The organism is Streptomyces sp. NPDC002888, from assembly GCF_042888465.1.
GTDB lineage: Bacteria > Actinomycetota > Actinomycetes > Streptomycetales > Streptomycetaceae > Streptomyces.
The window spans coordinates 81231-107730 of the sequence record NZ_JBIAPU010000021.1; the positions used below are offsets into that span (position 1 = coordinate 81231).

At 72.6% G+C, this 26500-nt stretch carries 24 protein-coding genes; 14 read left to right on the top strand and 10 right to left on the bottom strand.

The window, feature by feature from the left end; all coding sequences use genetic code 11:
• The first annotated feature begins 42 nt into the window (after positions 1 to 42).
• The 7 genes from rhaS to ACFYWX_RS30900 all read left to right on the top strand — a co-directional run bounded on the left by rhaS (position 43) and on the right by ACFYWX_RS30900 (position 7134).
• Positions 43 to 1128, top strand: a complete 1086-nt coding sequence (rhaS, locus tag ACFYWX_RS30870; RefSeq protein ID WP_389427655.1) for a rhamnose ABC transporter substrate-binding protein — start codon at positions 43 to 45, stop codon at positions 1126 to 1128.
• A 17-nt stretch (positions 1129 to 1145) separates the two neighbouring features.
• Positions 1146 to 1466, top strand: a complete 321-nt coding sequence (locus ACFYWX_RS30875; RefSeq protein WP_389427657.1) for an L-rhamnose mutarotase — start codon at positions 1146 to 1148, stop codon at positions 1464 to 1466.
• Positions 1467 to 1482: 16 nt separating this feature from the next.
• Complete coding sequence (locus ACFYWX_RS30880) at positions 1483 to 2907, top strand: BNR repeat-containing protein (RefSeq protein WP_389427659.1); 1425 nt, start codon at positions 1483 to 1485, stop codon at positions 2905 to 2907.
• 79 nt (positions 2908 to 2986) lie between these two features.
• The gene (locus tag ACFYWX_RS30885; protein ID WP_389427661.1) at positions 2987 to 4021 is read left to right on the top strand and encodes a LacI family DNA-binding transcriptional regulator; all 1035 of its coding nucleotides are present in this window, start codon (positions 2987 to 2989) and stop codon (positions 4019 to 4021) included.
• Between the two features lie 157 nt (positions 4022 to 4178).
• The gene (locus ACFYWX_RS30890; protein WP_389427663.1) at positions 4179 to 5480 is read left to right on the top strand and encodes an alpha/beta fold hydrolase; all 1302 of its coding nucleotides are present in this window, start codon (positions 4179 to 4181) and stop codon (positions 5478 to 5480) included.
• A 26-nt stretch (positions 5481 to 5506) separates the two neighbouring features.
• The gene (locus ACFYWX_RS30895; RefSeq protein WP_389427665.1) at positions 5507 to 6250 is read left to right on the top strand and encodes a PIG-L deacetylase family protein; all 744 of its coding nucleotides are present in this window, start codon (positions 5507 to 5509) and stop codon (positions 6248 to 6250) included.
• Positions 6251 to 6303: 53 nt separating this feature from the next.
• Positions 6304 to 7134, top strand: a complete 831-nt coding sequence (locus ACFYWX_RS30900) for a pentapeptide repeat-containing protein (RefSeq protein WP_389427666.1) — start codon at positions 6304 to 6306, stop codon at positions 7132 to 7134.
• On the opposite strand, the gene ACFYWX_RS30905 is transcribed toward ACFYWX_RS30900, so the two are convergent.
• Positions 7096 to 8613 (bottom strand): cytochrome P450, encoded by a 1518-nt coding sequence (locus ACFYWX_RS30905; protein WP_389427668.1) that lies wholly within the window; start codon positions 8611 to 8613, stop codon positions 7096 to 7098. The genes ACFYWX_RS30900 and ACFYWX_RS30905 overlap by 39 nt on opposite strands.
• 143 nt (positions 8614 to 8756) lie before the next feature.
• Here ACFYWX_RS30905 and ACFYWX_RS30910 point away from each other — a divergent pair, with 143 nt between their 5' ends.
• The gene (locus ACFYWX_RS30910) at positions 8757 to 9359 is read left to right on the top strand and encodes a TetR/AcrR family transcriptional regulator (RefSeq protein WP_389427670.1); all 603 of its coding nucleotides are present in this window, start codon (positions 8757 to 8759) and stop codon (positions 9357 to 9359) included.
• Between the two features lie 97 nt (positions 9360 to 9456).
• Positions 9457 to 10182 carry a DUF2470 domain-containing protein gene (locus ACFYWX_RS30915; protein ID WP_389427672.1) on the top strand — a complete coding sequence of 242 codons (726 nt, stop codon included), beginning with the start codon at positions 9457 to 9459 and terminating at the stop codon, positions 10180 to 10182.
• Here the strand turns inward: ACFYWX_RS30915 and ACFYWX_RS30920 are convergent.
• The 3 genes from ACFYWX_RS30920 to ACFYWX_RS30930 all read right to left on the bottom strand — a co-directional run bounded on the left by ACFYWX_RS30920 (position 10150) and on the right by ACFYWX_RS30930 (position 13837).
• Positions 10150 to 11382: a lactonase family protein gene (locus ACFYWX_RS30920; RefSeq protein ID WP_389427674.1), complete on the bottom strand. Its 1233-nt coding sequence runs from the start codon at positions 11380 to 11382 to the stop codon at positions 10150 to 10152. The two genes, ACFYWX_RS30915 and ACFYWX_RS30920, sit on opposite strands and share 33 nt — an antisense overlap.
• Positions 11383 to 11495: 113 nt before the next feature.
• Positions 11496 to 12536: a hypothetical protein gene (locus tag ACFYWX_RS30925; protein WP_389427676.1), complete on the bottom strand. Its 1041-nt coding sequence runs from the start codon at positions 12534 to 12536 to the stop codon at positions 11496 to 11498.
• A gap of 62 nt (positions 12537 to 12598) precedes the next feature.
• Entirely contained in the window at positions 12599 to 13837 is a 1239-nt protein-coding gene (locus ACFYWX_RS30930; protein WP_389427678.1) for an FUSC family protein, read from the bottom strand.
• 164 nt (positions 13838 to 14001) lie between these two features.
• Here ACFYWX_RS30930 and ACFYWX_RS30935 point away from each other — a divergent pair, with 164 nt between their 5' ends.
• On the top strand, positions 14002 to 15324 hold the full coding sequence (locus tag ACFYWX_RS30935; protein ID WP_389427680.1) for an erythromycin esterase family protein: 1323 nt from the start codon (positions 14002 to 14004) through the stop codon (positions 15322 to 15324).
• 10 nt (positions 15325 to 15334) lie between these two features.
• Here ACFYWX_RS30935 and ACFYWX_RS30940 read toward each other — a convergent pair whose 3' ends face one another.
• Positions 15335 to 15829, bottom strand: coding sequence for an FBP domain-containing protein (locus tag ACFYWX_RS30940; protein WP_389427682.1), 495 nt, complete (start codon positions 15827 to 15829; stop codon positions 15335 to 15337).
• Between the two features lie 85 nt (positions 15830 to 15914).
• On the opposite strand from ACFYWX_RS30940, the gene ACFYWX_RS30945 reads away from it, so the two are divergent.
• Entirely contained in the window at positions 15915 to 16847 is a 933-nt protein-coding gene (locus ACFYWX_RS30945) for a DUF3626 domain-containing protein (protein ID WP_389427684.1), read from the top strand.
• Here the strand turns inward: ACFYWX_RS30945 and ACFYWX_RS30950 are convergent.
• Both ACFYWX_RS30950 and ACFYWX_RS30955 read right to left on the bottom strand, forming a co-directional pair.
• Positions 16769 to 17455: a PAS domain S-box protein gene (locus ACFYWX_RS30950; RefSeq protein WP_389427686.1), complete on the bottom strand. Its 687-nt coding sequence runs from the start codon at positions 17453 to 17455 to the stop codon at positions 16769 to 16771. The two genes, ACFYWX_RS30945 and ACFYWX_RS30950, sit on opposite strands and share 79 nt — an antisense overlap.
• Positions 17448 to 18044, bottom strand: coding sequence for an HD domain-containing protein (locus tag ACFYWX_RS30955; protein ID WP_389427688.1), 597 nt, complete (start codon positions 18042 to 18044; stop codon positions 17448 to 17450). The genes ACFYWX_RS30950 and ACFYWX_RS30955 overlap by 8 nt, the downstream gene beginning before the upstream one ends.
• A 162-nt stretch (positions 18045 to 18206) precedes the next feature.
• On the opposite strand from ACFYWX_RS30955, the gene ACFYWX_RS30960 reads away from it, so the two are divergent.
• The 3 genes from ACFYWX_RS30960 (at position 18207) to ACFYWX_RS30970 (ending at position 22766) form a co-directional block, all read left to right on the top strand.
• Positions 18207 to 21380 carry a cytochrome P450 gene (locus ACFYWX_RS30960; protein WP_389427690.1) on the top strand — a complete coding sequence of 1058 codons (3174 nt, stop codon included), beginning with the start codon at positions 18207 to 18209 and terminating at the stop codon, positions 21378 to 21380.
• Between the two features lie 37 nt (positions 21381 to 21417).
• Positions 21418 to 22380 carry a phosphotransferase family protein gene (locus ACFYWX_RS30965; protein ID WP_389427692.1) on the top strand — a complete coding sequence of 321 codons (963 nt, stop codon included), beginning with the start codon at positions 21418 to 21420 and terminating at the stop codon, positions 22378 to 22380.
• A gap of 116 nt (positions 22381 to 22496) precedes the next feature.
• The gene (locus ACFYWX_RS30970; RefSeq protein WP_389427694.1) at positions 22497 to 22766 is read left to right on the top strand and encodes a hypothetical protein; all 270 of its coding nucleotides are present in this window, start codon (positions 22497 to 22499) and stop codon (positions 22764 to 22766) included.
• Positions 22767 to 22913: 147 nt separating this feature from the next.
• On the opposite strand, the gene ACFYWX_RS30975 is transcribed toward ACFYWX_RS30970, so the two are convergent.
• The 3 genes from ACFYWX_RS30975 to ACFYWX_RS30985 all read right to left on the bottom strand — a co-directional run bounded on the left by ACFYWX_RS30975 (position 22914) and on the right by ACFYWX_RS30985 (position 26495).
• Positions 22914 to 23942: an SDR family oxidoreductase gene (locus ACFYWX_RS30975; RefSeq protein ID WP_389427696.1), complete on the bottom strand. Its 1029-nt coding sequence runs from the start codon at positions 23940 to 23942 to the stop codon at positions 22914 to 22916.
• A 104-nt stretch (positions 23943 to 24046) separates the two neighbouring features.
• Positions 24047 to 25030 carry an SDR family NAD(P)-dependent oxidoreductase gene (locus ACFYWX_RS30980; RefSeq protein WP_389427697.1) on the bottom strand — a complete coding sequence of 328 codons (984 nt, stop codon included), beginning with the start codon at positions 25028 to 25030 and terminating at the stop codon, positions 24047 to 24049.
• A gap of 283 nt (positions 25031 to 25313) precedes the next feature.
• A complete protein-coding gene (locus ACFYWX_RS30985; RefSeq protein WP_389427698.1) occupies positions 25314 to 26495 on the bottom strand; it encodes an aromatic acid exporter family protein in 1182 nt (393 codons plus the stop codon).
• Positions 26496 to 26500 lie beyond the last annotated feature (5 nt).

The window sequence follows — 26500 nt, forward strand, 5'->3', positions numbered from 1 at the left end:
GTGGGGCGCGCCGCACCAACCCTCTGTTAAAAGGACTCCCTCATGCGCAAGTCATCCCTCCGTCGTGCCAGTGTGGCCGTCGCCGCTGTCTCCTCCCTCGCTCTCGCCCTCACCGCCTGTGGCGGCACCACCAAGGAGGACGTGAAGAACGAGAGCACCGGTGCCGCGGCCTCGGGCGCCAAGGCCGACCCGAACGCGGCCCTGAAGAAGGGGCTGACCGTCGGGTTCCTGCCCAAGCAGGTCAACAACCCGTACTTCACCTCCGCCGACAAGGGCGGCGAGGCGGCCCTGAAGGAGCTGGGCTCCAGCTACAAGGAGGTCGGCCCGTCCAGCGCCACCGACACCTCCGGTCAGGTCAACTACGTCAACACGCTCACCCAGCAGCGCGTCGACGCGATGGCCGTCTCCGCGCAGGACCCGGGCGCGCTGTGCCCCTCCCTCAAGCAGGCCATGAAGAACGACATCAAGGTCGTCACCTACGACTCCGACACCACCGCCGACTGCCGCAACGCCTTCGTCTCGCAGGCCAGCGCCGAGGACCTCGGCCGCACCGAGGTGCAGCTGCTCGCCGAGCAGATCGGCTACAAGGGCGAGATCGCGGTCCTGTCGGCCGCGCAGACGGCGACCAACCAGAACACCTGGATCGGCTTCATGAAGGAGGAGCTGAAGGACCCGAAGTACAAGGACGTCAAGCTGGTCAAGGTCGCCTACGGCAACGACGACGCCCAGCAGTCCTTCCAGCAGACCCAGGGCCTGCTCCAGGAGTACCCGAACCTGAAGGGGATCATCTCCCCGACCACCGTCGGCATCAAGGCGGCCGCCCAGTACCTGTCGGGCTCCAAGTACAAGGGCAAGGTCAAGCTGACCGGCCTCGGCACCCCCAACGACATGCGCAAGTACGTCAAGAACGGCACCGTCGACGGCTTCGAGCTGTGGGACCCGGCGAAGCTCGGCGAGCTGGCCGCGCGCACGGCCGTGGCGCTGGTGTCGGGACAGATCACCGGCAAGGAGGGCGAGACCTTCAAGGCCGGCGACATGGGCTCGTACACCATCGGCAAGGACGGCGTGATCAGCCTCGGCAAGCCGACCGTGTTCGACAAGAAGAACATCGACCAGTTCAACTTCTAGGAAGGCAGCGGTACTTCATGCAGCGCGTCTGTTTCCTGCTCAAGGTCCGCGAGGACCGGATCGCCGAGTACCGCGAACGTCACGCCGCCGTGTGGCCGGAGATGCTTGAAGCGCTCTCGGCCACCGGCTGGCACAACTACTCCCTCTTCCTGCGTGACGACGGCCTCCTCGTCGGCTATCTGGAGACCGAGGACTTCCAGGCCGCCGTGGCCGGTATGGAGGCCACCGACGTCAACGCCCGCTGGCAGGCGGAGATGGCGCCGTTCTTCGAGTCACTGGACGGCGCCCGGCCCGACGAGGCCATGAAACCGCTCACCGAAGTGTTCCACCTCGCCTGACAACGGAGTCCCCGAGATGAACAGACGCACCCTGCTGGGCGCCGCCCTCGCCAGTGCCGTGGCGAGCCCCGCCCTCGCCGCCGGCACCGCCCGCGCCGCCGACCCCGGCCCCTCGGTCAGCCGCACCGGCACCACCACCCTGGACACCCAGGCCGTCTTCTTCGTGTCGTACGACGGCCTGGTCAACAACAACTCGTTCCAGAAGAACGGTCTGCTGACCTACAAGGGCTACCAGTACGCCGCCTGGTACACCGCCGACCGGAGTGCCGTCGTCGGCCGCCGCGTCCTCGGCGGGAGCACCTGGTCCACGGTCAAGGTCGGTCACACCCTCAAGGCCGACGACTCCCACAACGTCATCTCCATGGGCGTCTCCAAGGCCGACGGCCGTCTCCACCTCAACATGGACTCCCACAGCGACGGCTTCACCTACGTCAAGTCGGTGGCCGGCCTCATGGACAATCCGGCCGGGCTGAGCTGGACCACGAGCCGTTTCGGCGCGCCGCAGTCCACGCTCGACGGGCTGGCGCTCACCTCGCAGTTCACCTACCCGCAGTTCGTCTCCACCCCCGACGGCAAGCTGCAGCTGAGCTACCGCGTCGCCATCTCCGGCAACGGCCGCAACGCCCTCGCCGAGTACGACGGCTCGACCTGGACCAACCTCGGCGAGTGGTCCAGCTCCACCGGCACCTACACCAGCGAGCACGGCTCCTCGACGGCCCGCAACATGTACCTCCACGGCATCGACTACGACGTCAACGGCCGACTGCACGCCTTCTTCACCTGGCGCGAGCAGAACGGCGCCGTGATGTGCAACGGCGGCGGCATCACCAACCACGACACCGGCTACGTCTACTCCACCGACCGCGGCCGCACCTGGCGCAACAACGCGGGCACCGTCGTCGGCACCACCGGCGGCTCCGACAAGGTGGCGGTCACGGACGGCGGCCTGGTCGTCGACCCGCTGAACCCGGACCACTCCCTGATGAACCAGGAGAGCCAGTCCACCGACTCCACCGGCCTGCCGCACGCCGTCATCAGCTACGTCCCCGGCCGCTTCGGGCAGTGCACCACCAACTACGTCGCCGACCGCACAGCCAACGGCCGCGCCTTCCACCTCCGCAAGAACTCCTCCGGCACCTGGCAGAAGACCGAGATACCGGTCCCCCTCAACTCCAGTCAGCGCACCAAGCTGATCCTCGACAAGTACGACAACGCCTACGCGATCTTCCCCTTCGGACGCATCGCCGGCGCGTCGAAGGCCTCCGGCTACACCGACTGGAAGCTCCTGTTCGACGGCAGCGGCCTCAACGCCTTCGGCGAGGTCGTCATCGACGAGATGCGTGTCAGAACGGACAACGTGCTGTCGTTCATGTACCAGGAGAAGTCCAGAGGTACGACCCCGTCGGCGCTGCACGTCGTCGACTTCGCCCTGCCCGCATGAGAGGGACCGGCGGGCGCCACCGTAACGATAGTGTGCAGGCGTACCCGCCGCCCCTCGTATTTCTGGAGGTCCCCGCCTGATGGCCCAGTCGGTGGGTATCAAGGACGTCGCCCGTGCCGCCGGAGTCTCCGTCGGCACGGTGTCGAACGTCATCAACCGGCCGGACAGCGTCGCCACCGAGACCCGGGCGCGCGTCCAGTCCGCCATAGAGCGGCTCGGCTACGTCCGCAGCGAGTCCGCGCGACAGCTGCGCGCGGGCCGCAGCCGGATCATGGGGCTGCTCGTCCTCGACATGGGCAACCCCTTCTTCGTCGACGTCGCGCGCGGCGCCGAGCGGGCCGCCCGGGACGCCGGGCTCGGTGTGATGGTCTGCAACAGCGCCGAGAGCGTCAGCGAGGAGGCCGAGTACCTGTCGCTCTTCGCGGAACAGCGGGTGCGGGGCGTGCTGCTCACCCCGGCGGACGCGACCGGCCGCAACATCGAGTCGTTCCGTCGGCACGGCATCCCCTTCGTCCTGGTGGACCGGGTCGCCGAGGGCACCACCGAGTGCTCCGTCTCCGTGGACGACGTGGCGGGCGGCGCGCTCGCCGTGCGGCACCTCATCGACGCCGGACACCGCTCCATCGCGTATGTCAGCGGCCCGCCCGGCTTCAACCAGGTCCGCGACCGCCGCACCGGCGCGCTGAACGCGCTGGAGGAGGCCGGGCTCGCTCCGGACTGTCTGCGTGAGCTGCCCACCGAGCGGCTCGACGTCGCCGCGGGCCGCGACGCCGGGGCCCGCCTGCTCGGGCTCGCCGACCGCCCCACCGCCGTGTTCTGCGCCAACGACCTGCTGGCCCTCGGCGTCCTGCAGGCCATGTACGCCGCCGGTGTCGACGTCCCCGACGACCTCGCGATCGTCGGCTACGACGACATCGAGTTCGCGGCCGCCGCGGCCGTACCGCTCACCTCGGTGCGCCAGCCCGCCGTCACGATGGGCGCCCTGGCCGCCGAGCTGCTCCTGGAGGAGACGGAGGAGACCGCGACCGGCGCCCCGGCCAGGGCACACGAGCACCGGCGTGTGGTGCTCCAACCGGAACTGGTGGTCCGTCGCTCCAGCCTGTCGGCCCGCTGAGCGGCGGTTCAGTAGCTCACCCATGCCGTCTGTCGGCGCGCTGAGCCTGCGTTCAGTAGCCGACTCGGTAGCCGACCTTGATCCCCGGGGCTCCCGCGGCCGGCCGGACATGTGCTGAACTGGGACGCGGCCCACCCCGACCGTCCCTGGAGACCCGTTGACCGCCAGCTACCGCCAGCCCGGACTCGTGCTCACCGACCGCCACTTCACCGTGCCGCTCGACCACGACGACCCGGCCGGGGAGACGATCGAGCTCTACGCCCGCGAGGTCGTCGCGAGCGACAAGGCGCACCGTGACCTGCCGTGGCTGGTCTACCTCCAGGGCGGTCCCGGCTTCGGCGCCCAGCGCTTCATCGGCAGGCAGGCGTGGCTCGCCCGCGCCCTGGAGGAGTACCGCGTCCTCCTCCTCGACCAGCGCGGCACCGGCCACTCCACCCCGGCCAACCGCCAGACGCTCCCGCTGCGCGGCGGCCCCGCCGAACAGGCCGACTACCTCACGCACTTCCGCGCCGACGCCATCGTCCGTGACTGCGAGGCGATCCGACCGACCGTCACCGGCGGCGCCCCCTGGACCGTTCTCGGCCAGAGCTTCGGCGGCTTCTGCACGGTGAACTACCTCTCCACGGCCCCCGAGGGCCTGAGCGCCGCCGTCATCACCGGCGGCCTGCCCTCACTGGACGCCCACGCCGACGACGTCTACCGCGCCGCCTACCCGCGCATCGAACGCAAGGTGAGCGCGCACTACGCCCGCTACCCGCAGGACGTCGAACGCGCGCGGCGCATCGCCGAGCACCTGGCGCAGCACGCGGTGGTTCTCCCAGGCGGCTACCGGCTCACCGTCGAGGCGTTCCAGTCCCTCGGCATCCTCCTCGGCGGCAGCGAGGGCAGCCACCGGCTGCATCACCTCCTGGAACACGCCTTCGTCCGCACCCCGCAGGGCCCGGAGCTGTCCGACGCCTTCCAGGAGGAGGTCCAGGGCCTCCTGTCGTACGGCGGTCACCCCCTGTACGCCCTCGTCCACGAGGCGATCTACGGCCAGGACACCCGCCCCACCGCCTGGTCGGCCGAACGCGTCCGCGCCGAGTTCCCGCAGTTCGACCCGGCGAAGACCCTCGCGGGCGACGGACCGCTGCTGTTCACGGGCGAGACCATCCACCCCTGGATGTTCGAGTGCGACCCCGCGCTGCGCCCCCTGCGCGAGACCGCCGAGCTGCTCGCCGCCCGCACCGACTGGCGGCCCCTGTACGACCGGGCCCGCCTCGCCGCCAACGAGGTACCGGTCGCTGCGGCCGTCTACCACGACGACATGTACGTCGACACGGCCCACTCCCTCGACACCGCCCGCGCCGTCCGCGGCCTGCGCACCTGGGTCACCGACGAGTTCGAACACGACGGCGTCCGCGCGGGTGGCCCCCGTGTCCTGGACCGGCTCCTCGCGTTGGCGCGCGACGAGGTCTGAGGGCGCCGGGTGCATACGCTGGCCCCATGACCGAGCCGACGAACACGCAGCTCCAGCCCATGCCGGACGACTGGCACCGTGCCCTCGCCGTCGTCGCCCACCCGGACGACCTCGAGTACGGCTGCTCGGCGGCGATCGCCGCCTGGACCGACGGCGGCCGGGAGGTCGCCTACGTGCTCGCGACCCGCGGCGAGGCGGGCATCGACACGCTGGAGCCCGAGCAGTGCGGTCCGCTGCGGGAGCGGGAGCAGCGGGCGAGCGCGGCGGTGGTGGGCGTGTCGGCGGTGGAGTTCCTCGACCACCGGGACGGTGTCGTCGAGTACGGCACCGCCCTGCGCCGCGACATCGCCGCCGCGATCCGCCGGCACCGCCCCGAGCTGCTGATCACCCTCAACCACCGGGACACCTGGGGCGGCGTCGCCTGGAACACCCCCGACCATGTCGCGGTGGGGCGCGCCACGCTGGACGCGGCCGGGGACGCGGGCAACCGGTGGATCTTCCCGGAGCTCGTCGAGGAGGGCCTGCAGCCCTGGAACGGCGTGCGCTGGGTCGCCGTCGCCGGATCCGCCTCGCCCACCCACGCCGTGGACGCCACGCCGGGCCTGGAGCGCGCGGTGCGCTCGCTGCTCGAACACCGCACGTACATCGAGGCGTTGACGGACGAGGACCCGGAGACGCACGTACGGGAGTTCCTGGCGCGCAGCGCGAACGCCACGGGGGAGCGGTTCGGCGGGCGGCCGGCCGTGTCGTTCGAGCTGTTCAGCAGGTAGCGGCGGCGACGGCAAGGGCAGGGGCGGTCCCGGGGCGCACGTAGGCTGGTCGTATGTCAGATCGAACAGCCGACCGGGCCGCGCTGCGCGGTGACTGCGCGCAGTGCTTCGGCCTGTGCTGCGTGGCCCTGCCCTTCGCCGCCTCCGCGGACTTCGCCCTCGACAAGGACGCGGGCAAACCCTGCCCCAACCTCCAGGGCGACCACCGGTGCGGCATCCACGCGAAGCTGCGTCAGAAGGGGTTCAGCGGCTGCACGGTCTACGACTGCTTCGGCGCCGGACAGAAGGTCTCGCAGGTCGTCTTCGGCGGCCAGGACTGGCGCACCGGGTCGCGCGAGCACGCCCGCCGCATGGTCGACGTGTTCCCGGTCGTCCGGCACCTGCATGAGCTGCTCTGGTACCTCACCGAGGCCCTCTCCCTGCCCGCCGCCCGCCCGATCCACCCCGACCTGCGCCGGGCCCTGGAGCGGACCGAGCGGCTCACCCGGCAGACCCCCGAGGAACTCGCCGCGCTGGACGTGGGCGCCCACCGCCAGGAGGTCAACGTGCTGCTGCTCAGGACCAGCGAACTGGCCCGGGCCGGCACGCGCGGCCGCAGGAAGGACCGCCGGGGCGCCGACCTGATGGGCGCCCGCCTCAAGGGCGCCGACCTGCGCGGAGCCAACCTGAGGGGCGCCTATCTGATCGCCGCCGACCTGACCGGCGCCGACCTGCGCGGCGCCGACCTGATAGGCGCCGACCTCCGCGACACCGACCTCACCGACGCCGATCTGACCGGCGCGCTCTTCCTGACCCAGCCCCAGCTCAACGCCGCCCGCGGCAGCACCGGTACCCGTCTGCCGGACTCAGTCACCCACCCCGTGCACTGGGCAGCGCGGCTCTGACGAGGGCTCCTCGTCGACGTCGACGTCGACCGGGGCCGCGGGGGAGGCGGTGGCGTGGCGCCGTTTCAGGTGCAGGCGCAGGCCGTCCGGCATCAGGGTCAGTCGCTCGGTGACGCGCAGCCGGTAGGCCGGGTCCGGGACCAGCTCGTAACGGCGCAGCAGCAGCCCGAGGACCAGCATGGACTCGTGGAGCGCGAACTGGCGGCCGATGCACGCCCGCGCCCCGGTTCCCCACGGCTTGTAGGTGTGCGGGGCACGCGCGCGTACCGCCTGGGCGTCGAAGCGGTCCGGGTCGAACCGGTCGGCGTCGGCGCCCCACACCGCGGGGTCCCGGTGCAGCATCGGGGTGAGCACCAGGGCCCAGGCGCCCCGCCGCATGGGATGGTCGCCGGCCAGCTCCGTGTCCTCAAGGGCCTCGCGGGCGAAGGCCGGCGCGGTCGGCCACAGCCGCAGTGCCTCGTCCAGCACCCGGCGCACGTACCGCAGCCTGGCCACCTGGTCGTAGGCCGGGACGGCGGCGTCGCCCCACACCCGGTCGACCTCGGCGCGGGCGCGGGCCGCGATGTCGGGGTGCCGGGAGAGGTAGTGCAGGGCGAAGGAGAGCGCGCCCGACGTCGTCTCGTGACCGGCGATCAGGAAGGTGATGACCTGTTGGCGCACGTTCTCCGCGGACAGCCGTTCGCCGGTCTCCGGGTGGGCGGTCTCCAGCATCCGGTCCAGCAGGTCGCCGTTCCCGCTCGAGCCGCGGCGGGCGTGCACGAGGCCGTCGACGGTGCGGCTGAGGTAGGCGATGTCGGCCTCGTTGCGGCGCGCGGCGCGCCGCAGCAGCAGCCGTGACGGCACGGTGTCGAGGAGCAGCGCGTAGGTGAGGGTGCCCACCATCGCGGAGACGAAGGGGTGGGGGCGGGTGCGCTCGAAGGAGCCGAAGTCGTGCCCGAACCCGGTGCGCGCGATGGTCTCCAGCGTCAGCTTCGTCATGTCGCCGGGCACGTCGACGGACCGGCCCGCCGCCTGCGCCCGGTCCCAGTGGGCGGTGAGCTGCTCGGCCACGGCCAGCATCATCGGGTGGTAGGCCGCCATGGCCTCCCGGCTGAAGCCCGGCGCCAGGACGTCGTGCGCCAGCTGCCAGTTGGGCTCGTGGTTGTACGCCGTGAACAGCGCGTCCCCGGCGACGGGCCGCAGGTTGGCTATGCCGAGCCCGACGTGTTTGGCGAAGCGGGCCTCGTCCGCGAGGTCGGCGGCGAGGTCGGCACCTCCCACGAACACGAACTCCCTGCCGAACCCCTTGCGCCGGAAGATCGGGCCCAGTCGGCGGGCGAACCGGATGTTGTCCTGCAGGGGCGTGTCCTTGCTGACGCCCACGAGGTCGCCGAGCCAGGGCAGCCGGTACGGCGGATGCGGAATGCGGTGCAGCTCGGGCCAGCCCTGCGCGGCGCCGCGCGGCCCCTTCGTCGGTACGGCCCCCGTCGTCGTCGCCATGACGCGATCTCCCTTGAGTCAGCGGCAGGTTGAGCGTGTAGGACGTGCGCGTGACGTGCGTGTGGGACTGCGTGTTGTACGTGAGGTCAATAACGCGGTCAGTCTCGACCCGTTGTTGAACCGGCGTCAAGTAAGGTGCGGGGATGGCCGCGAACCACGGAGCGCGCACACGCCGTCGGCTCAGCACCTCGGAGCGCCGGGAACAACTGCTGTCGGTGGGGGCGCGGCTGTTCTCGGAGAGCCCGTACGACGACGTGTGGATCGAGCAGGTCGCCGAGATCGCCGGGGTCTCCCGGGGGCTGCTGTATCACTACTTCCCGACCAAGCGGGACTTCTTCGCCGCGGTGGTCGAGCGGGAGAGCGAGCGGATGCTGCGGATGACGGCGGCCGTGCCCGGTGTCCCGGTGCGCGAACAGCTCACCGCCGGCCTCGACACCTACCTGGAGTACGTGCGCACGCACGCCCACGGCTACCGCGCCTTCCATCGCGCCGACGCGGCCGGAGACCAGACCGTGCGCCGGGTCTACCGGCGGGCCCTGGCCGCGCAGGAGCGCCAGATCCTGGCCGCCCTCGCGGCGGACCCCGAGTTCGGCCCGGCCTTCGAGGAGCGCCCCGAGGTGGGCCTGGCGGTGCGGGGCTGGCTGGCGTTCATCACGGCGGTCTGCCTGGAGTGGCTGCGTCGTTCGGACCTGTCGCGTCAGCAGGTGCGGGAGTTGTGCGCCCGGGCGTTGCTGGGCGTCCTCTGAACATCGTCGTGGACTTCCCCCGAAGAGCGGGGGCCGGTGGTTGGCGTTCGCCCCGATCTTCGATAGGTTAGGCAAGGCTTACCTAAGGAGGTTTGGGATGCGTGACAGTCAGAGCTGGACGGCCGCGCCCGCCGCGGCACAGCGGGCGCGTTCGATGCTCGCCACCGCTTGGTCCTGCGCGGTGACCGCGGACGGCGGGCGCGAGGAGTTCGTCGGCGCGCACAGTGTCGCCGACGACGGCCGGGTGCTGCTGCACGTGCCCGAGGACAGTGCCCTGCTCACGGCCGCGATCTGCGCGCCGCGCGGCGAGCCGTCCGCCGTGCTGGAGTTCGCCGACGTCGCGCCCGTCCCCATGCGCAGCCGGATCCGTGCCCGGCTCTGGCTCGCCGGCTGGTTCGCCCCCGACGACGGACACCTCGCCTTCACGGCCACCCGCATCGTCCTCAAAGAGCCGTCCGCCGCGGTGGTCGTCGACCTCGACGAGTTCGCCGCCGCCGAGCCCGACCCGCTGGCCACCGCGGAGGCGCGGCTGCTGACCCACCTCGCCGACTGCCACGCCGACGCCGTCGAGCGGCTCACCCGGCTCGTCGAACCCGACAGCCTGCACGGTGCCGTCCGCGTCCAGCCGCTTGCCGTCGACCGGCACGGGATGACGCTGCGCATCGAACGCGCCCGCGCCCACGGCGACGTACGCCTGCCGTTCCACACGCCCGCGGACGACGTCTCGCAGCTCACCGAGCGGGTGCACGTCCTGCTGGCGCAGGCGAGCGCGGCCTCCTGCCCGCGCGCCCTACAGCGGCAGCGCACAGACGGCGACGGGTGAGGCCAACGGCCTGCCCGCGAGGCGCAGTTCGCCGCTCCTCGCGTCCACGTGGAAGACGCTGACCGTGCTCGACCTCTGGTTCGCCGCGAACAGCAGCCCGCCGTCCGGCGAGAAGGCGATCTGCCGGGGGAAGTCCCCTTCCACCGGCACCGTGCCGAGCAGCCGCAGCCGGGCGCCGTCCGCCTCCACCGCGTACCGCGCGATGCTGTTGTCGCCCCGGTTGGCGAGGAACGCGTACGCGCCGTTGGACGTCACCAGGATCTGCGCCGGGTAGTTGGTGCCCTTCCCGCTCCCGGTGGACTGCGGCTCGCCGATGGTCAGGCGGCCGCTCGGGGGATCGTAGGAGCAGACCGCGACGGTGTCGTCGGCCTCGTTGGCCAGGTAGGCGTACCGGCCGCCGGGATGGAAGGTGAGGTGGCGCGGCCCGGCGCCCGGCCGGGTGTGCGCCTGCGCGGTCTCGGTGAGCGTGCCCGCCTTGTCGTCCAGGCGGTAGGTGTACACGGTGTCCGTGCCGAGGTCGACGGCGAGGACATGGCCGCCGCCCGGAGCGGTGATGAACTGATGGGCGTGCGGGCCCTCCTGGCCCGGCCCCGGGGAGGGCTTCGTGTGGGTGACCTCGTCCGTGCGCTCGCCGAGGCCGCCGGACGCCTCGATCGGGTGCACGGCCACACTGCCCGAGCCGTAGTCGGCGCTCAGCAGCCACCGCCCGCTCGGATGGACCGACAGATGGCAGGGCTGCGCGCCGCCCGTGGGACGGCTGCCCAGGACCTTCCGGTCGGCGAGCCGCACGGCGGTCACGGTTCCCCGCTCGCGCTCGTTCACCGCGTACAGCGTCCGCCCGTCCGGGTGCACCGCGAGATACGACGGGTCGGCGACGCCGGTGACGGTGTCGCCGCCGGTGACACGGCCGGTGCCGGGGTCGTAGGCGGCCACGCCGATGCCGGTGCCGCCGCCCTCGACCGAGGTGTACGTGCCGATGTAGAGCGGTCGGGGGCCGGAGGGCTTGGGGGTCGGTGGCGGCGAGGGTGCGGTGGCGCCCTCGGGCACCGGTGAGGTGCCGGCCTCCTGCGGCCGTGCGGTGTTCGAATCCGAGGAGTTCCCGCAGGCGGCGAGGACGGGGAGCGTGGCCGCCCCGCCGAGGGCGGCCACGAAACGGCGCCTGCTCCAGTAGCCGTGCGACGCTTCCGTACCACTGCCCATGTCCGCACCTCAGGTCTTCGGTTGCCCCGGTCGTCACAGCCACCTTCGCGTGCATCACCCGTCCGGTGCAAAAGAAGCGCGGCGTGTTGCGCGGGGCGCAACGCGTACGGTGGCTACCAGTCGCCGTCCTCGACCGGCTCGCCCTTGAGCTGCTGCACCTGGGAGGGCGCGGGCTCCTGCCAGGCGTCGAGGTCGTCGCCGAGCCAGTCGCCGACCGGCTTGACCGCCCCGAGGGAGTCCGTGGGGGCGAGATCGTCGGCGTCCGCGTCGTAGTAGTCGTACCAGGGCAGACCCGCGCGCGTGTACGCCGCGCGGTCCACCGGCGACGGCGGGGGCGCCTCGCCGGTGATGCGGCGCCACTCCGGAGGCGTCACCAGATGGACGAAGACCCGCCCGGCGGGCCGCTCGGCCCAGTCCGTCGCCGGCCGCTCGTCCCGGTAGACCTCCTGGCGCATCGAACCGCCGACCCCGAGGCCCATGGCCGCGGCGGCCCGCGGCCGGCCCGCCGGAGCGGCCGCGGGGGCGGCGCCCGGCGCCATCGGGGCGGCCATGGGCATCGCGGTCCCGTAGCCCCCGGCCGTCTTCACGGACCGCGTCCGCTCAGCCCTGCGCCGCTCCTCCTCGCGCCACACGGCCAGCGCCTCGTCCCTCAGCGGGAAGGACTGCAGCTGTACGCCGCCCCAGACCTCCTCGCCCGTGACCTGGCCCTCCACGGTCGCGCCCAGGCCCAGCGGCACCGCCACGAACTGGCGGACGGTGCCCTTGCCCGAGTTGATGCCGTCCAGCCAGGGCTGGCGGGGCAGCACGACGTAGTTCTGGGGTTTCCGGGAGAGCCGGTCGCTCCACGGCTTTCCCGAGACCGCGCACACCTTGCCCACCCCGACCTGGAGGGCGGCGGGCTCGGTCGTGCCCGTGAAGCTCAGCCACATCGCCTCGCGCAGGTACACCGGGAGCATCACGCCGCCGCGCGCCAGCCACTGCTCCGGCACGGTGTCCGGGTGGTCGGCGACCCGGCGGACCGGGAACTCGCCGAGGCCGGGCGGCAGCGGGTGCGTGCCGGTCTCGGGCAGCCGCAGTGTGCGCACGAACCGCACCGCCACTGCGCCCGGCAGCCGCAAGGTGTTCCCGTCGATCCGTACAGTCGTGTCGGCCATCGGCGCGCTCCCCCTCGTTCCCGCGCCGGCCCTGTCCCGGCGCTCCCCACGAGAGAACGCCCTCAGATCCCCGTACGGTTCCGCCACAGCTGCTCCTGAACGCCCAGGCGCTCGCGCAGCCGGGTCAGGCGCGGCATCCGTTCGCGCTGTTCCCGCGACACGCGGTCCAGTTCCTCCAGCAGACGGCGCGAGCGGTGCTCGGTGTCGAGCTCGTCGAGGATCCGGTCCACCTCCGTCAGGACGGCGCCGAGCAGCTGCCAGTGCCGGCTCTCGTGTGCGGACTCCTCGCGCAGCAGCAGGGCCAGCTTGTCGCGCGTGCCCGCGGCCGTGCGCAGCTCCGCGGTCAGCCGCGCCTCCGCCGACTCGGCGCTCTCGCTGAGGTGGGTGGTCACCAGCACCGCGAAGCTCACCACGGCGTCGGCGATCTCGGACAGCAACTGCTCCACCGCGGCGCCCGTCTCCGACGCGAACAGCGGCTTCGGCTCGCGGGCCTTGGCCAGGTCGGTGAGCGTGCGCGCCAGGACGCGCAGGACCACCGTGCAGATCTCCAGCGTGTCGAGTCCGGTGCGCAGCACCACCCGGTGCAGCAGCCCCTCCCGCACCCGCGGATTCAGCCGCAGGCTGTCCTCGGCCTGCCGCAGGGCCGCGTCCACCTCCACGATGTCGTGGTCGAGCCGACGTGCCTCGTGCAGCCGCGCCACCGCCTCCTCCACGGGAGTGCGGCCGGCCGCCTCCTCGCCGACGCGCAGCATCAACTGCCGTACCCGGCGTGCCAGCCCCTCGATCGACTCACCCGCCTCGCCCACCCACACCGGCGGGGCGAGCAGCAGATTGAAGCCCAGCCCCACCACCGCGCCGATCAGGGTCTCCACCACCCGCGCCCAGGCCGTGTCCCCGACCGTGGTCACGCCCAGCACCAGCATGGCGCTGATCGCCACCTCGGGTACGTACTCGTCCACCCGCACCAGCCGCCCGACCGCCAGTGCGGCCACGATCAGCAGGGCGAGGCTCCACCACGTCAGACCCACCAGCAGACTGAAGGCGATGGCGACCAGCACCCCCGCCACCACGGCGTTCACCCGGCGGATGCCGTTGGTGAGCGTGGCGTACAGGGTGACCTGGACGACCAGCAGCGCGGTCAGGGGAGCGGTCAGCGGCGCTGGCTCGGGGCTCAGGCGCAGCGCGATGACGTAGGCGATCGTCGCGGCGCCCGCCGACCGCAGCGTCTGGACGACCACGGGGTCCCGGTGCCGCTTCACCAACCCCACGAGGGACGACCGCCACTCACGTACGTCTTGCATCTTCTGGCCTGTTCCCCTTCCTGAGGCGCATCGAACGTGCTCAGGGGGGGACTGTAACTGTCCTAGGGGTATGGGAAACCCCCGTCTCGACCAGTGGTTTTCCGCGGCCGGACGCGGAGGTCGGCCGGATGGGCGACGCCCGTGCGGGACGCGAGCCTTGGACCATGAAAACGCATCGCACCAAAATCGTCCTCACCCTGATCATCGGCCTCGCCGGCGCGGCGCTGACGGTGCCGCAGACCGCCACCGCCACCGCGGAGGGCTCCGTCGTGGCCGCCCTCGACCGCGCCGCCCAGCCGTTACGCACCGTCGAGCCCGGCGCCGACACCCGCGACCTGCGCGCCCTCGACCGGATGATCGGTGACGCGAAGGTCGTCGGTGTCGGTGAGGCCACGCACAGCTCGCACGACTTCTTCGCGATGAAGCATCGCGTCTTCCGCCACCTCGTCGAGGAGAAGGGCTTCCGCACCTTCGGCCTGGAGGGCAGCTGGAGCACCGGCCTGCGCCTCAACGACTACGTCCTGTACGGGAAGGGGGACCCGCGCCGCATCATGCGGGAGGAGTTCCAGGGCACCTACCTCTGGTGGAACAACACCGACTACCTGGCGCTCGTCGAGTGGATGCGCGCCCACAACCGGCAGCACCCGAACGATCCCGTCCGCTTCATGGGCGACGACCTCGGCTGGGCCGGACCCGAGCTGTACGACAAGGTCACCGACTACGTGGCCGGCGCCCACCCCGACCTGCTGGCCCGCTTCACCGAGCTGTACCGCGGCCTGCGGCCCACCGTGCCGACCGGCCCGTACATGGAGCAGTACATGAACCGGCCGCTCGCCGAGCGCCGGGAGATGGCCGCCCGCACCGGGGAAGCGCTGGAGCTGCTGCGCAAGCAGTCGGCGACGGGGACGGCGTACGACTGGGCGGTGCGCAACGCGACGGCGATCGACCAGGTCGCGCGCTTCTACTCCTTCGACGACCAGACCCAGAACGCGGACGCCATGCGCTACCGCGACCAGGCCATGGCGGACAACACGGCCTGGTGGCAGGAGCACACGGGCACCAAGGTCCTGCTGTCGGCGCACAACGCCCACGTCGGCTACGACACCCCTGACCCGGCCAACTACCCCAGGATGCAGGGCGCGTTCCTGCGCGACCGGCTGAAGGACGCCTACGTGAGCGTGGGCTTCACCTTCGACCGGGGCTCGTTCAACTCGACCGGGCCGGACGGCAAGGTGCGGCGCTTCACCGTCGGCGCGGCCGGTGACGGCCTCAACGAGCACACCCTCGACCGCGTCGGTCTCCGGGACTACGTCGTCGACCTGCGGACCGTGCCGGAACCCGCCCGCGACTGGCTGGAGCGGGCCCGTCCGACCCGCAACATCGGCACGGTCCACCCCGACCGGGAGTACGACATAGCCCTCGCCCGCACCTACGACATCCTGATCCACCTGCACCAGGTGGAGGAGGCGCGACTGAGGGACCGGTGAGTGCCCCGGTTCAGACGTACAGCTTGTCGAGGAAGGAGGTCAGATTGCCCGTCGTGCGGGCGATCTGCTCCTCCAGGGTGAGGCTCTCCTCGAAGCGGCTCCCGGACTCCGGGGACTTCTTGCCGCGCACGTACAGCGAACAGGCCAGGTCGGTGCACATGTACAGGCCGACCGAGTTGCCCTCGCGGCCGGCCGGGCCCGCCTTGCGGGCGGTCATCAGGGAGACACCGCCGCCCGGGTGGGTGGTCAGACACAGGGAGCACATGCTGCGGTGCAGGAAGCCGCGCTGCGAGGGCGGGAAACGGAGGGTCACGCCGACGAGCCCGTCCTTCCGTTCGGTGACCAGATAGCTGCGGTCGGGCGCTCCCGGATCACGCCAGCCGAGGAAGTCCAGATCGTCCCAGGGGCGTTGGTCGAGATCGCGCGGAACAGCCAGGCGTTTGGCCTCGCCCTTGGAGCAGTTGACGAATGAGTTGCGGATGTCCTGCTCGGTGAGTGATCTCATGGAGTGCCTCCTGGGCGTCGATGTTTCGAAACCTAGGGGGACTAGGTTTCGGCCTAGGGTAAATAGTCTCGGCGAGGGGGAGCCAGTGGATTTCCGTGACGTAGCCTCACCACGTGCCCAGGCCGCGCTGCGCCATGTCGCGGCCCGTTCGGCGGGACCGGCCGTCGACCCCGCCCTGCGGATCACGCTGAACTTCCACCCGGACCGGCCGGCCCGCGGTCTGCCCATTCTCCGGGCGCTGGCCCGGGACGGCTCGTACCACTCGCAGTTCGTCACCGGCACCGGCAACGGCGGCCTGACCGCCCACGCCGGCGGCGACCGCTGGCGCTGGGAGAGCCGGATCTTCGGCGCGGCGTACGACGACGCACCCGCGCACGAGCGGCCGGTGTACGGTGCGCTCGACTTCCGGCGCCAGGTGGTGGGTGCCGCCCCCAGGTTCGGCTCCTCCCACTTCCGGCTGACGAGTGCGGCACTCAGCCGAGCCACATTCTGCTACCCGGACAGCGCCGCCGAGCCCGGTGACTTCGGCGTGGCCGCCGGCATGTCCCTCATCGCGTTGGCCGAGGCCGACGAGCAGGACGCCCTCAACGACTACATAGAGGCCCAGATCCACGGTGGCGTCGACCTCGCCCGGGACGTGGAGGCCCTCGTCCTGGACGCGAGCTACAGGGGCACCCCCGTCGAGGCCGCGGCCCGCCTGCTGCCCGTCCCCGTCGAGTGGCACCCCGGCTACCGGCTCACCGTGGCCGAGCTGCGGCGCCACGCCGACTACCGGGGCGAGCAGTACACCGACCTGGGCGCCCGGATCGCCGAGGACGGCCGCGTCGACCCCCGCGTCATCGGCGACGCCGCCCGCAGCGGCCGCCACGAGATCCAGGACCTGAAGATGGTGTGGCACACGCTCGCCCGCTTCGGGGCGCCGGAGGGCGCGGGCACGGCCTACTCGGCGGTGGAGGTGCCGGCGGCGTCGGCGGCCGAAGGGGGCCACACCCCCGTGGCCAGCACGCCCAGTGCGTAGGCGCGGGCGACCAGTTCCGTGCGGTTCGCGGCGCCCCAGCGCGCGGACAGGCGGCGCAGGTGGTAGGTCACGCCGTCCCCGGTGAGGCCGGTCTCGCGGGCGGCGCGGGCCGTGGTCGCGCCCCCGGCGAGCAGCGCGAGGATGGTGGCCTCGACCGGCGTGACCTTCGCCGTCGGCTCCTCGGGGCGGGGCTCGCGCTCTCCCAGGACGCGCAGCATCACCAGCAGGGCGGGCGTCTCCTCCACGCGGTCGCTCACCGGGTCCGCGGTCAGCTCCCCGTACCGCTCCCGGCCGTCGGGCGCCCGCCAGACCACCGACACCTGGTAGCGCGACCGGTGCCGCAGCCGCAGCGCCTGCGCGATCCGCTCGACCTGCGTCGCCTCCTGCGGACGGAACAGCTCCAGCACGTCCCGGCCCCGCAGCCGCCCCGGCGTCGTACCGCACTCCGTCGCCATCGCCGGATTGGCGAGCAGGACATCGCCGTACACGTCGCACACCGCGACCGGCACCGCGACCCGGTCGAACAGCATCAGCGCACGATTGCGCCAGACCACGGCCTCCCGCCGACCCGCTTCCACCAGCACCTCCCGCCGTCCATCATCACCCATGCACCGGGTGGGCGTTCTGGTAGGCCAGCCTGCGGTCGGCCCCCTCGCCGACCCCGGTCAGGAACTCGTCCAGGGCCATGAACTCCTGCCAGACCGGCCGGCCCCCGGCGCGGCAGAGCTCCGCCACCACGAGGTCCTCCAGATCGGCCACGCGCTTGTTCTTCCAGACCTTGTCGGCGAGGCTCACCAGCAGGTCGTCGACGCCGGCGCCCGGGGCGCCCCAGGAGGCGTGGCCGGCGGCGAAGCGGGCCGCCCGCGGCTCCACGCCGTGCGCCAGCAGGAGGTCCCGCCCCGCCTCCTCGTGCGCCGAACCGGGCCCGGAGAGCTCCGCGACGTGCAGGGCCTTGCCCACGTCGTGCGTGGCGGCGCCGAAAAGCACCGCCTCCCGGTCCACGGCCAGCGCGGGACAGTGCCGCTCCACCCAGTCGACGAGCTGCGCGGCGACATCGTGGACGGCCCGCAGATGGGCGACGAGGCGCGGGGGAGCGTCCAGCCGGCCCAGCAGCTCGGCCGCCCTCGCGGGAAGCGGCCGCAGTGGTGGGTCCCCGGTGTCGTCCAGAGCGATCGACAGCACGTTCGCGGTGGTCATCGCGCCAGGGTAGACCGCGTCTTGCGGATGGCAGCGGAGTGCACAAGTCCCCTTGTCCGTTCTTGACTACACGATCGTGCAGTCCCGAGGGCCTGGGCGTCTCGCGGAGTGGATCACGCTGGATCGCAGTACTTCCGTACCGCGAAAGGCAGTTGTCGCGCCATGCCCCCCACCGCAGTGCACCCGCAGTCCGCAGACACCCTCCCCGGCGTTCCCGTCGTCGACATCTCCGCCACCGGCCCCGGCCTCACCCCGATCCAGCAGGTCATGGACCTGATGCGCGAGCACGGCCCGGTGCTCGTGCGGCGGCTGCACGGCCGGGACGCCCTGTTCGTGTCCGACCTCGACCTCGTGAGCGACCTCGCCGACGAGCGGCGGTTCGCCAAGCACGTCGGACCCGCGCTGGAGAACGTCCGCGAGTTCACCACCGACGGCCTGTTCACCGCCTACAACGACGAGCCCAACTGGGCCAAGGCGCACGACATCCTCATGCCGGCCTTCGCGCTCGGCTCGATGCGCACCTACCACCCCGTGATGCTGAAGGTGGCGCACCGGCTCATCGAGTCCTGGGACCGCGCCGCCCGTGCCGGGGTGCCGGTGAACGTGCCCGACGACATGACCCGCATGACCCTCGACACCATCGGACTCGCCGGATTCGACTACGACTTCGGCTCCTTCGAGCGCGACGAACCCCACCCCTTCGTCGAGTCGATGGTCCGCTGCCTGGAGTGGGCCATGACCCGCCTCGCCCGTGTCCCGGGCCAGGACCACTCGGCGGCCGACGCGTCCTTCCGCGCCGACGCCGACTACCTCGCCCAGGTCGTCGACGACGTCATCGCCTCCCGCACCGGCACCGACCAGAGCGGCGCCGAGGACCTCCTCGGCCTCATGCTCAGCGCCGAGCACCCCGCCGACGGCACCACGCTGGACCCCGCCAACATCCGCAACCAGGTCATCACCTTCCTGATCGCCGGGCACGAGACGACCTCCGGCGCGATGTCCTTCGCCCTGTACCACCTCGCCAAGCACCCCACCGCGCTCCGGCTCGTCCAGCGCGAGGTCGACGCCCTGTGGGGCGACACCGCCGACCCCGAGCCGACGTACGACGAGGTCGGCCGGCTCACCTACACCCGGCAGGTCCTCAACGAGGCGCTGCGGCTGTGGCCGACGGCCGCCGCCTTCAGCCGCCACGCCCTTCAGGACACCCTCCTCGGCGGGCGGATCCCGCTGAGCGCCGGGCAGGCCGTCACCGTGCTCGCGCCGATGCTGCACCGGCAGCCGGTGTGGGGCGACAACCCCGAGCTGTTCGACCCCTCCCGCTTCACCCCGGAGGCGGAGGCGGCCCGCTCGGCGCACGCCTTCAAGCCCTTCGGCACCGGTGAACGCGCCTGCATCGGACGGCAGTTCGCGCTGCACGAGGCGACCATGCTGCTGGCGATGCTCGTCCACCGCTACCGGCCCAGCGACCACGCCGACTACCGGCTCACGGTGAAGGAGACCCTCACCCTCAAGCCCGAGGGCTTCACCCTGACCCTTGCCCCGCGCACCGCGGCCGACCGCACCCACGCGCCCCTCCCGGGAGCCGTCCCCGTTCAGGTCGGCGAGTCGGTCGACACCGCGGCCCTGCCCACCCGCGTCCGCCCCGGCACCGGCGCCCTCTTCCTGCACGGCAGCAACTACGGCACCTGCCGCGAGTTCGCCGCCCAACTCGCCGACGAGGCCGCCGCGATCGGCTGCGAAACCCAGGTCGCCGCCCTCGACGACTTCGCCGAAGGCCTGCCCACCGACCGCCCCGTCGTCATCACGGCCGCCTCCTACAACGGCCGCCCCACCGACGACGCCACCGCCTTCGCGGCCTGGCTGGAGGACACCCACGACCTGTCCGGGGTGACCTACGCCGTCCTGGGCGTCGGCGACCGCAACTGGGCCGCCACCTACCAGCACGTCCCGACCCACGTCGACGAACGCCTCGCCGAACTCGGCGCCACCCGCCTCACCGACCGCACCGCCGCCGACGCCTCCGGCGACCTGACCGGCGCGGTCCGTGCGTTCACGGCACGGATGCGCACCGCCCTCCTCGAGCAGTACGGCGACCCGGACGCCACCGCCCCCGGCGACGAGCCCACGGCCGCCTACGAGGTCCGCGCGCTCACCGGCGGCCCGCTCGACGCCCTCGCCGACCGGCACGGACTCGTCCCCATGACGGTCACCGAGGCGTACGACCTCACCGCCCCCGGCCACCCGCGCCGCAAGCGCTTCGTCCGCGTCGCCCTGCCCGAGGGCACCACCTACCGCACCGCCGACCACCTCACCGTCCTGCCCGCCAACGCCCCGGCCCTCGTCGAGCGCGCCGCCACCGCACTCGGCGTCGACCTCGACACCGTCCTGGACATCCGGCCCACCCGCCCCCGCCGGGACGGACTCGCCGTCGACCGTCCCTTGACGGCGCGTCAGCTGCTCACCCACCACGTCGAGTTGCAGGAGCGCCCGACCGCGGCCCAGCTCGCCGTGCTGTCCGCCGCCAACCCCTGCCCGCCGGAGCGCATGGCCCTGGCCGCCCTCACCGGCGACCCGCGCACCCTCGTCGAGGTGATCGAGGACTTCCCGGCGCTGCGCGGCGCCCTGGACTGGCCGCACCTGCTCGACCTGCTCACCCCGCTGCGTCCCCGGCACTACTCGATCTCCTCCTCTCCGGCGGTCGACCCCGGCCACGCGGACCTGATGGTGTCGCTGCTGGAGGCCCCGGCCCGCTCGGGCAACGGCGTGTACCGGGGTACCGGCTCCGGTCACCTCGTGGACATCGAACCCGGCGACACGATCCACGCCCGCGTCCAGCCGTGCCGCGAGGCCTTCCGGATCGACGGCACCGCACCGGTGGTCATGGTCGCCGCGGGCACCGGTCTCGCCCCGTTCCGCGGAGCCGTCGCCGACCGTACGGCGGCCCTCGCGTCCGGCGCCGAACTCGCCCCCGCCCTCTGCTACTTCGGCTGCGACGCCCCCGACGCCGACTTCCTGCACGCCGAGGAGTTGCGCGCCGCCGAAGCCGTCGGCGCGGTCTCCCTGCGCCCGGCCTTCAGCGCCGCCCCGGAGGGGGAGGTGACCTTCGTGCAGCACCGCATAGCCGCCGAAGCCGACGAGGTCTGGGACCTGCTGAACTCCGGTGCCCGCGTGTACGTCTGCGGCGACGGTTCACGGATGGCGCCCGGTGTGCGGGACGCGTTCCGTATGCTCTACCGGGACCGTACGCCGGACTCCGGCGAGGCGGACGCCGAGCAGTGGCTCGACGGGCTGATCGCGGCCGGGCGCTACGTCGAGGACGTGTACGCGGCGGGCTGAGCGACAGCGGGCTGACCGACGGGAAGGTGGGCGCACGGTGGCGGACTCCTGGGAACAGGCCCGGCGGATCCTCGCGGAGGCGGGCCTGCGGCCCGACCGCCTCGCCCACCTCGCGCCGCTCGGCGGCGGAACGTACAACGCCGTCGACGAACTCCGCCTCACCGACGGCAGCCGCTACGTGCTGAAGACCGCGCCGACCGCGGCGGGCCTGCGGCACGAGAACCGGCTGCTCGTCTCCGAGGCGGAGTTCTACCGCGCGGCCGCCCAGGCGGACGTACCCGCGCCGCACGTCCTGGCCCTCGACGGTCGGCACCTGCTGATGACGGTGTGCCCGGGCGCCCCCTGGGACGGCTCGCTCACGGAAGCCGAACAGGCCGATTTGCGCGGGGAGCTGGGACGGCAGGTGGCCCGGCTGCACACGGTGACCGGGCCCGGTTTCGGCTATCCGTCCGGCGCCCTCGGGCCGCTCGCCCCCGACTGGAGGACGGCGTTCACCGCGATGTTCGACGCCGTCCTCGACGACGCCCGCCAGTACCGCGCCCCGCTGCCCCTCCCGGCCGACGAGGTGGCCCGCTGCGCCGCGGCCGCCTACGACGCCCTCGACGAGGTCACCGTCCCCCGCCTCGTCCACTTCGACCTGTGGCGGGGCAACATCCTGGTCGACCGCACGGCGGGCGAGGCCCGCATCGGCGGGCTCATCGACGGGGAGCGCATGTTCTGGGGCGACCCGCTCGCCGACTTCGTCTCCCTGGCGCTGCTCGGGGACATCACCAAGGACGAGGCGTTCCTCGCGGGCTACCGGGAGGCCGGCGGCCGCGCCGAGTTCGACCGGCCCGCGCGACTGCGGCTCGCCCTCTACCGTGCCTACCTCTACCTGATCATGATCACCGAGACGATCCCGCGGGCGGCCGGCGAGGACCACGCCGACTGGGTACGCAAGGCGGTCGACCCCGAACTCCTCGCCGCGCTGACCGAGATCAAGAACCTGCAGAGCTCCTAGCTCGCTCCTGGCTCGCTCCTGGCTCGCGATCCCCGCGCCGAGGTTTCGCAGGTCGCGGCGGAGGTACTCGCGTGTCTTTCGACGACGGGAACCCCGATGACGGGAAGGAGTACGCCATGACCGAGCATCGCGTCGAAGGACAGGGTCAGAGCGACGGGCCCGTGCCGCGGGACCTGCCGGACCAGCAGGCGCGCGACGGCGAGGACCCCTGGGAGGGCGACCCCGCCCGCGCTGACGCGGAAGCCGAGGCGGCCGACGCCGAGGAGCCGGACGGCTCCACCGAGGGCGTACCCGACACGGACGAGGCGGGCACGGGCCGGCAGGGCGCCCCGCAGGGAGCCACCGTCCACCCCGAGCACCCCGTACCGGACGAGCCGCCGGCATGACGGCATGACGACGCGCTGAGGCCGGGGCGGGCTCGCGCCTGCCCCGGCCTCAGCGCCCCTCAGCCCCTCAGCCCCTCAGCCCCTCAGCCCCTCAACCCCTCAACCCCTCAACCCCTCAGCGCCTCAGCGCCTCAGCCCCTCAGCGCCTCAGCCGACCTTGCGGCCCTCCATCGGCTCCGTCTCCGCGCCCTCGCCGCGCTGCATCCCCAGCAGGAACTCCTCCAGGACCTCGGTAGAGGTGTGCTGCGGATGCCAGCCGAGCTCGGTACGCGCGCGCGTGGCGTCCATCAGCGGGAGCCTGAGCACCGCGTCGAACAGGTGCGGCGAGGTCGGCAGCAGGTGCAGCCCCCACGCGGCGGCGATCGCCGAGCGGGCCGCCGTACGGGGCAGGCGGACCGGGCGGGCGTTGAACATCTCGCCCAGCAGCTCCGCGTCGACCGGCGGATCGGCCGCCAAATTGAAGGCGCCGCGCACCTCGGAGGTCACCGCGAGCCGGTACGCCTCGGCCGCGTCGTCCGTGTGCAGCGCCTGCACCCGCAGCCCCGGCACGTCGGGCAGGAAGCGCAGCAGCTCCGGCCTCGCCAGCGGCCCCGGCAGGAAGCGCCCGCCGAAGATGCGGCGCTGCTCGCTCGCCGACTCCCGCTTGAAGAGGAACGCGGGCCGCATCCGCACCACCCGGATCGTGGGATGGTCGCGCTCGAACGTGTCCAGCGCCCGTTCCAGGTAGGCCTTCTCGCGGCAGTACGCGGCGTCCGGCCAGCCGTGCGTCGGCCAGGACTCGTCCACGGCGCGGTCCTTCGGTCCCGGTGAGTACGCGCCCACCGACGACGCGTGCACCAGGACCGGCACCTCCGTCGCCGCCACCGCCTCGAACACCCTGATGCTGCCCAGGACGTTGGTGCGCCAGGTCCGCGCGGGATCGTGCGTCGGCTGGAACGCCCACGCCAGATGGATCACGGCGTCGGCCCCCTCGAAGTACTCGGCCGCGTCGGTCCGCTCGGACGCCAGGTCGACCGCCGCCCACTCCGTCCCCGGCGGCGTCCACTCCGGAATCCGCCGGGCCAGGCCCAGCACGGACCCCACCCCCAGATCCTCCGCGAGCAGGCGCACCACACTGGTGCCGACGTTGCCGGTGGCGCCCGTGACGACGATCCTCATGCCCGTTTCGCTGCTCACCTTCGACTCCTCTCGGCAGCTCCGCTCGGGGAACGGACCGAGTACCCGGGTCACGGGCGAACCACCGCGCAGACGCGCACTGAGGGGTCATAGTGCAAGGACCCCTAAGACACGTTCCGGCCGCCGAACGCGTCGACCCCCGTCCGCTCGGCCGACAGCTGCCACAGGCGGGCCGCCTGGTCCGGGTCGATCGCCCAGGGCCTGACGCCGGTGGTCGCGTCGTCGGACAGGGCGGTCTCGGCGATGTCGCAGTCCTCCAGGTAGACGCCGCCCAGGCCGGCCAGCTGGGGCGAGGTCGCGGCCCACACCTGGGTCGCGGCGCCCTCCTGCGGGCTCTTGAAGCCCCCGGGGTTGAGCACGTTGCCCGCCTCGTCGATCCAGCCGCGCTCGATCATCTCCTCCTTGGGCAGGTGCCGCTGGAGCGGCGTGATGATGCCGCCGGGGTGGAGGGAGAAGGCCCGTACGCCACGGTCCTGGGCCAGCCGGTCGAGATGGACGGCGAACAGGACGTTCGACGTCTTCGCCTGCCCGTACGCCTGCCACTTGTCGTAGCCGTCCCGCCGGTCGAGGTCGTTCCAGCGGACCCCGGAGAAGTGGTGGGCGCGGGAGGAGACGGAGACCACGCGGGCGCCGCCCGGCTCGATCGCCGGCCACAGGCGGTTCACCAGGGCGAAGTGGCCGAGGTGGTTCGTCGCGAACTGCGCCTCCCAGCCGGGCCCGACCCGGGTCTCGGGGCATGCCATGATCCCGGCGTTGTTGATCACGATGTCGAGGGTGCGGCCGGAGGCGAGGAACCGCTCGGCGAAGGCGCGCACGCTGTCGAGGTCGCCGAGGTCGAGTTCGTCCACCTCGACACCGGTGAGGCCCTGCAGGGCCTGCGTCGCGGTGTCCGGGCGGCGGGCGGGGACGACGACCCGGGCGCCGGCCCCGACCAGAGCGCGCGTGGTCTCCAGGCCGAGGCCGGAGTAGCCGCCGGTGACGAGGGCGAGCCGTCCGGTGAGGTCGACGCCGTCGAGGACGTCGTCGGCGGTGCTGTGGGCGCCGAAGCCCGAGCCGATCTTGTGCTGTGCCGTGGTGCTGTAGGTCATGCCCGGAACGCTACGAATTGGAGTGCTCTCCAAGTCAAGGGCCGACCGACCGGGGCAGAAAAGAGCCCCGACCGGACGGGGGATTCCGGTCGGGGCGGCCAAGGGTGGGTACGGATGGCGGTCGCCTCTCGGCGAAAGGCTCCACAGGGCTTCAGCCGAACGATCGTCCCTGTGGGCAAAAGGTGAGGCCCGGGGACACTGTCCCATCCGTACCCACGGCTGGTTCAACGGAGAACCACTGATGCGTGTTCCTCGCCCTGCCGCCCCGGTGCCGTGATCCGTGTCACCCCTCGTTTCCCCGCGGAGCGACCTCCGACCAGATGTTCTCCGCCTCCAGCAACAGCGTGCCCAGCACCGCCGTACGGGCCGCGCCCCCCTGCTCCTGCCCGGCGTGGTGCCGCAGAGTGCGCTGCAGACGGCCGTGCAGGTCCCGCAGCTCCTCCAGCGCCGCCGTCGGCCCACTCTCGGCGGACGCGTGGCAGGCGTCTCCGATCAGCTCCAGCAGACGGGCGTACTCCCGCAGCGCCGGGCCGTCGGGCAGGGCGGGGGAGCGGTCGTCGTCGACGCCGACCGCGAGGGCGCGCGTCAGCGCCGCCACCTGGGCGGTGACACGGCTCCAGCGCTCGTCCTCCGTCTCGGGCGGCACATCCAGGGGCCCCCGGTGCAACGCGCGCAGCGGGACCGCCGTCAGACGCAGGCTCTCCCGGCTCCAGGCGCGGGCCGAGCGCAGCCCGTCGCGCCGGCGCTCCAGCCGGGAGGCCGCACGCGACCAGTCGGCGGCCGTCGCCGCGTCCCACTCGCCCTCCCGCAACCCGTCGGCGACCGTGTGCAGCACGTCACCGGTCTCCCGGGCGAGCGCCGCCAGGTTCTCCCGGACGTCCCGCAGGTGCACGGGCGGCAGGACGAGCGCGTTGACGGCGATGCCGATCACCGCGCCGAGCAGCGCCTGCCCCACCCGGTGCGTCACCGCGGACGTGGTGACCGCCGTGCCCGAGGCGAGCGTGAACACGGCCGTGGTCGCCGCGTAGACCCCCTGGTCCCCGAAGCGGTGCCAGTTCGCCAGCAGCATCAGGGGCGGTACGCACAGCGCCAGCGCGCCCATCGTGTCGCCGGCGACCGCCTGAGCGGCCGAGGCGAGCAGCGCCCCGCCGCAGATCGCCGTGAACTGCTGTGCCGCCTGCCGCAGCGAGCTGTACACGGTGGCCTGCACCAGCACCAGCGCGACCCAGGGCGCCATCAGCGCCAGCGGGTCGCCCAGCAGGACGCCCGCCACGTACCAGGCGAGCAGCGCGGCACCCGACGCCTTCAGCGACTGCACGACCAGGTCGCGCTCCCGGCCCGGCCCGGCCCAGGCGGACCGGACCGCCTGGCCGACGGCGCGTGCCTCCCGCCGTACGAAGTCGACCGGCCGGGAACCGCTCAGGGGGCGTCCCCACAGCCGTACCTCATCACTCACACGCGTCATGGGCT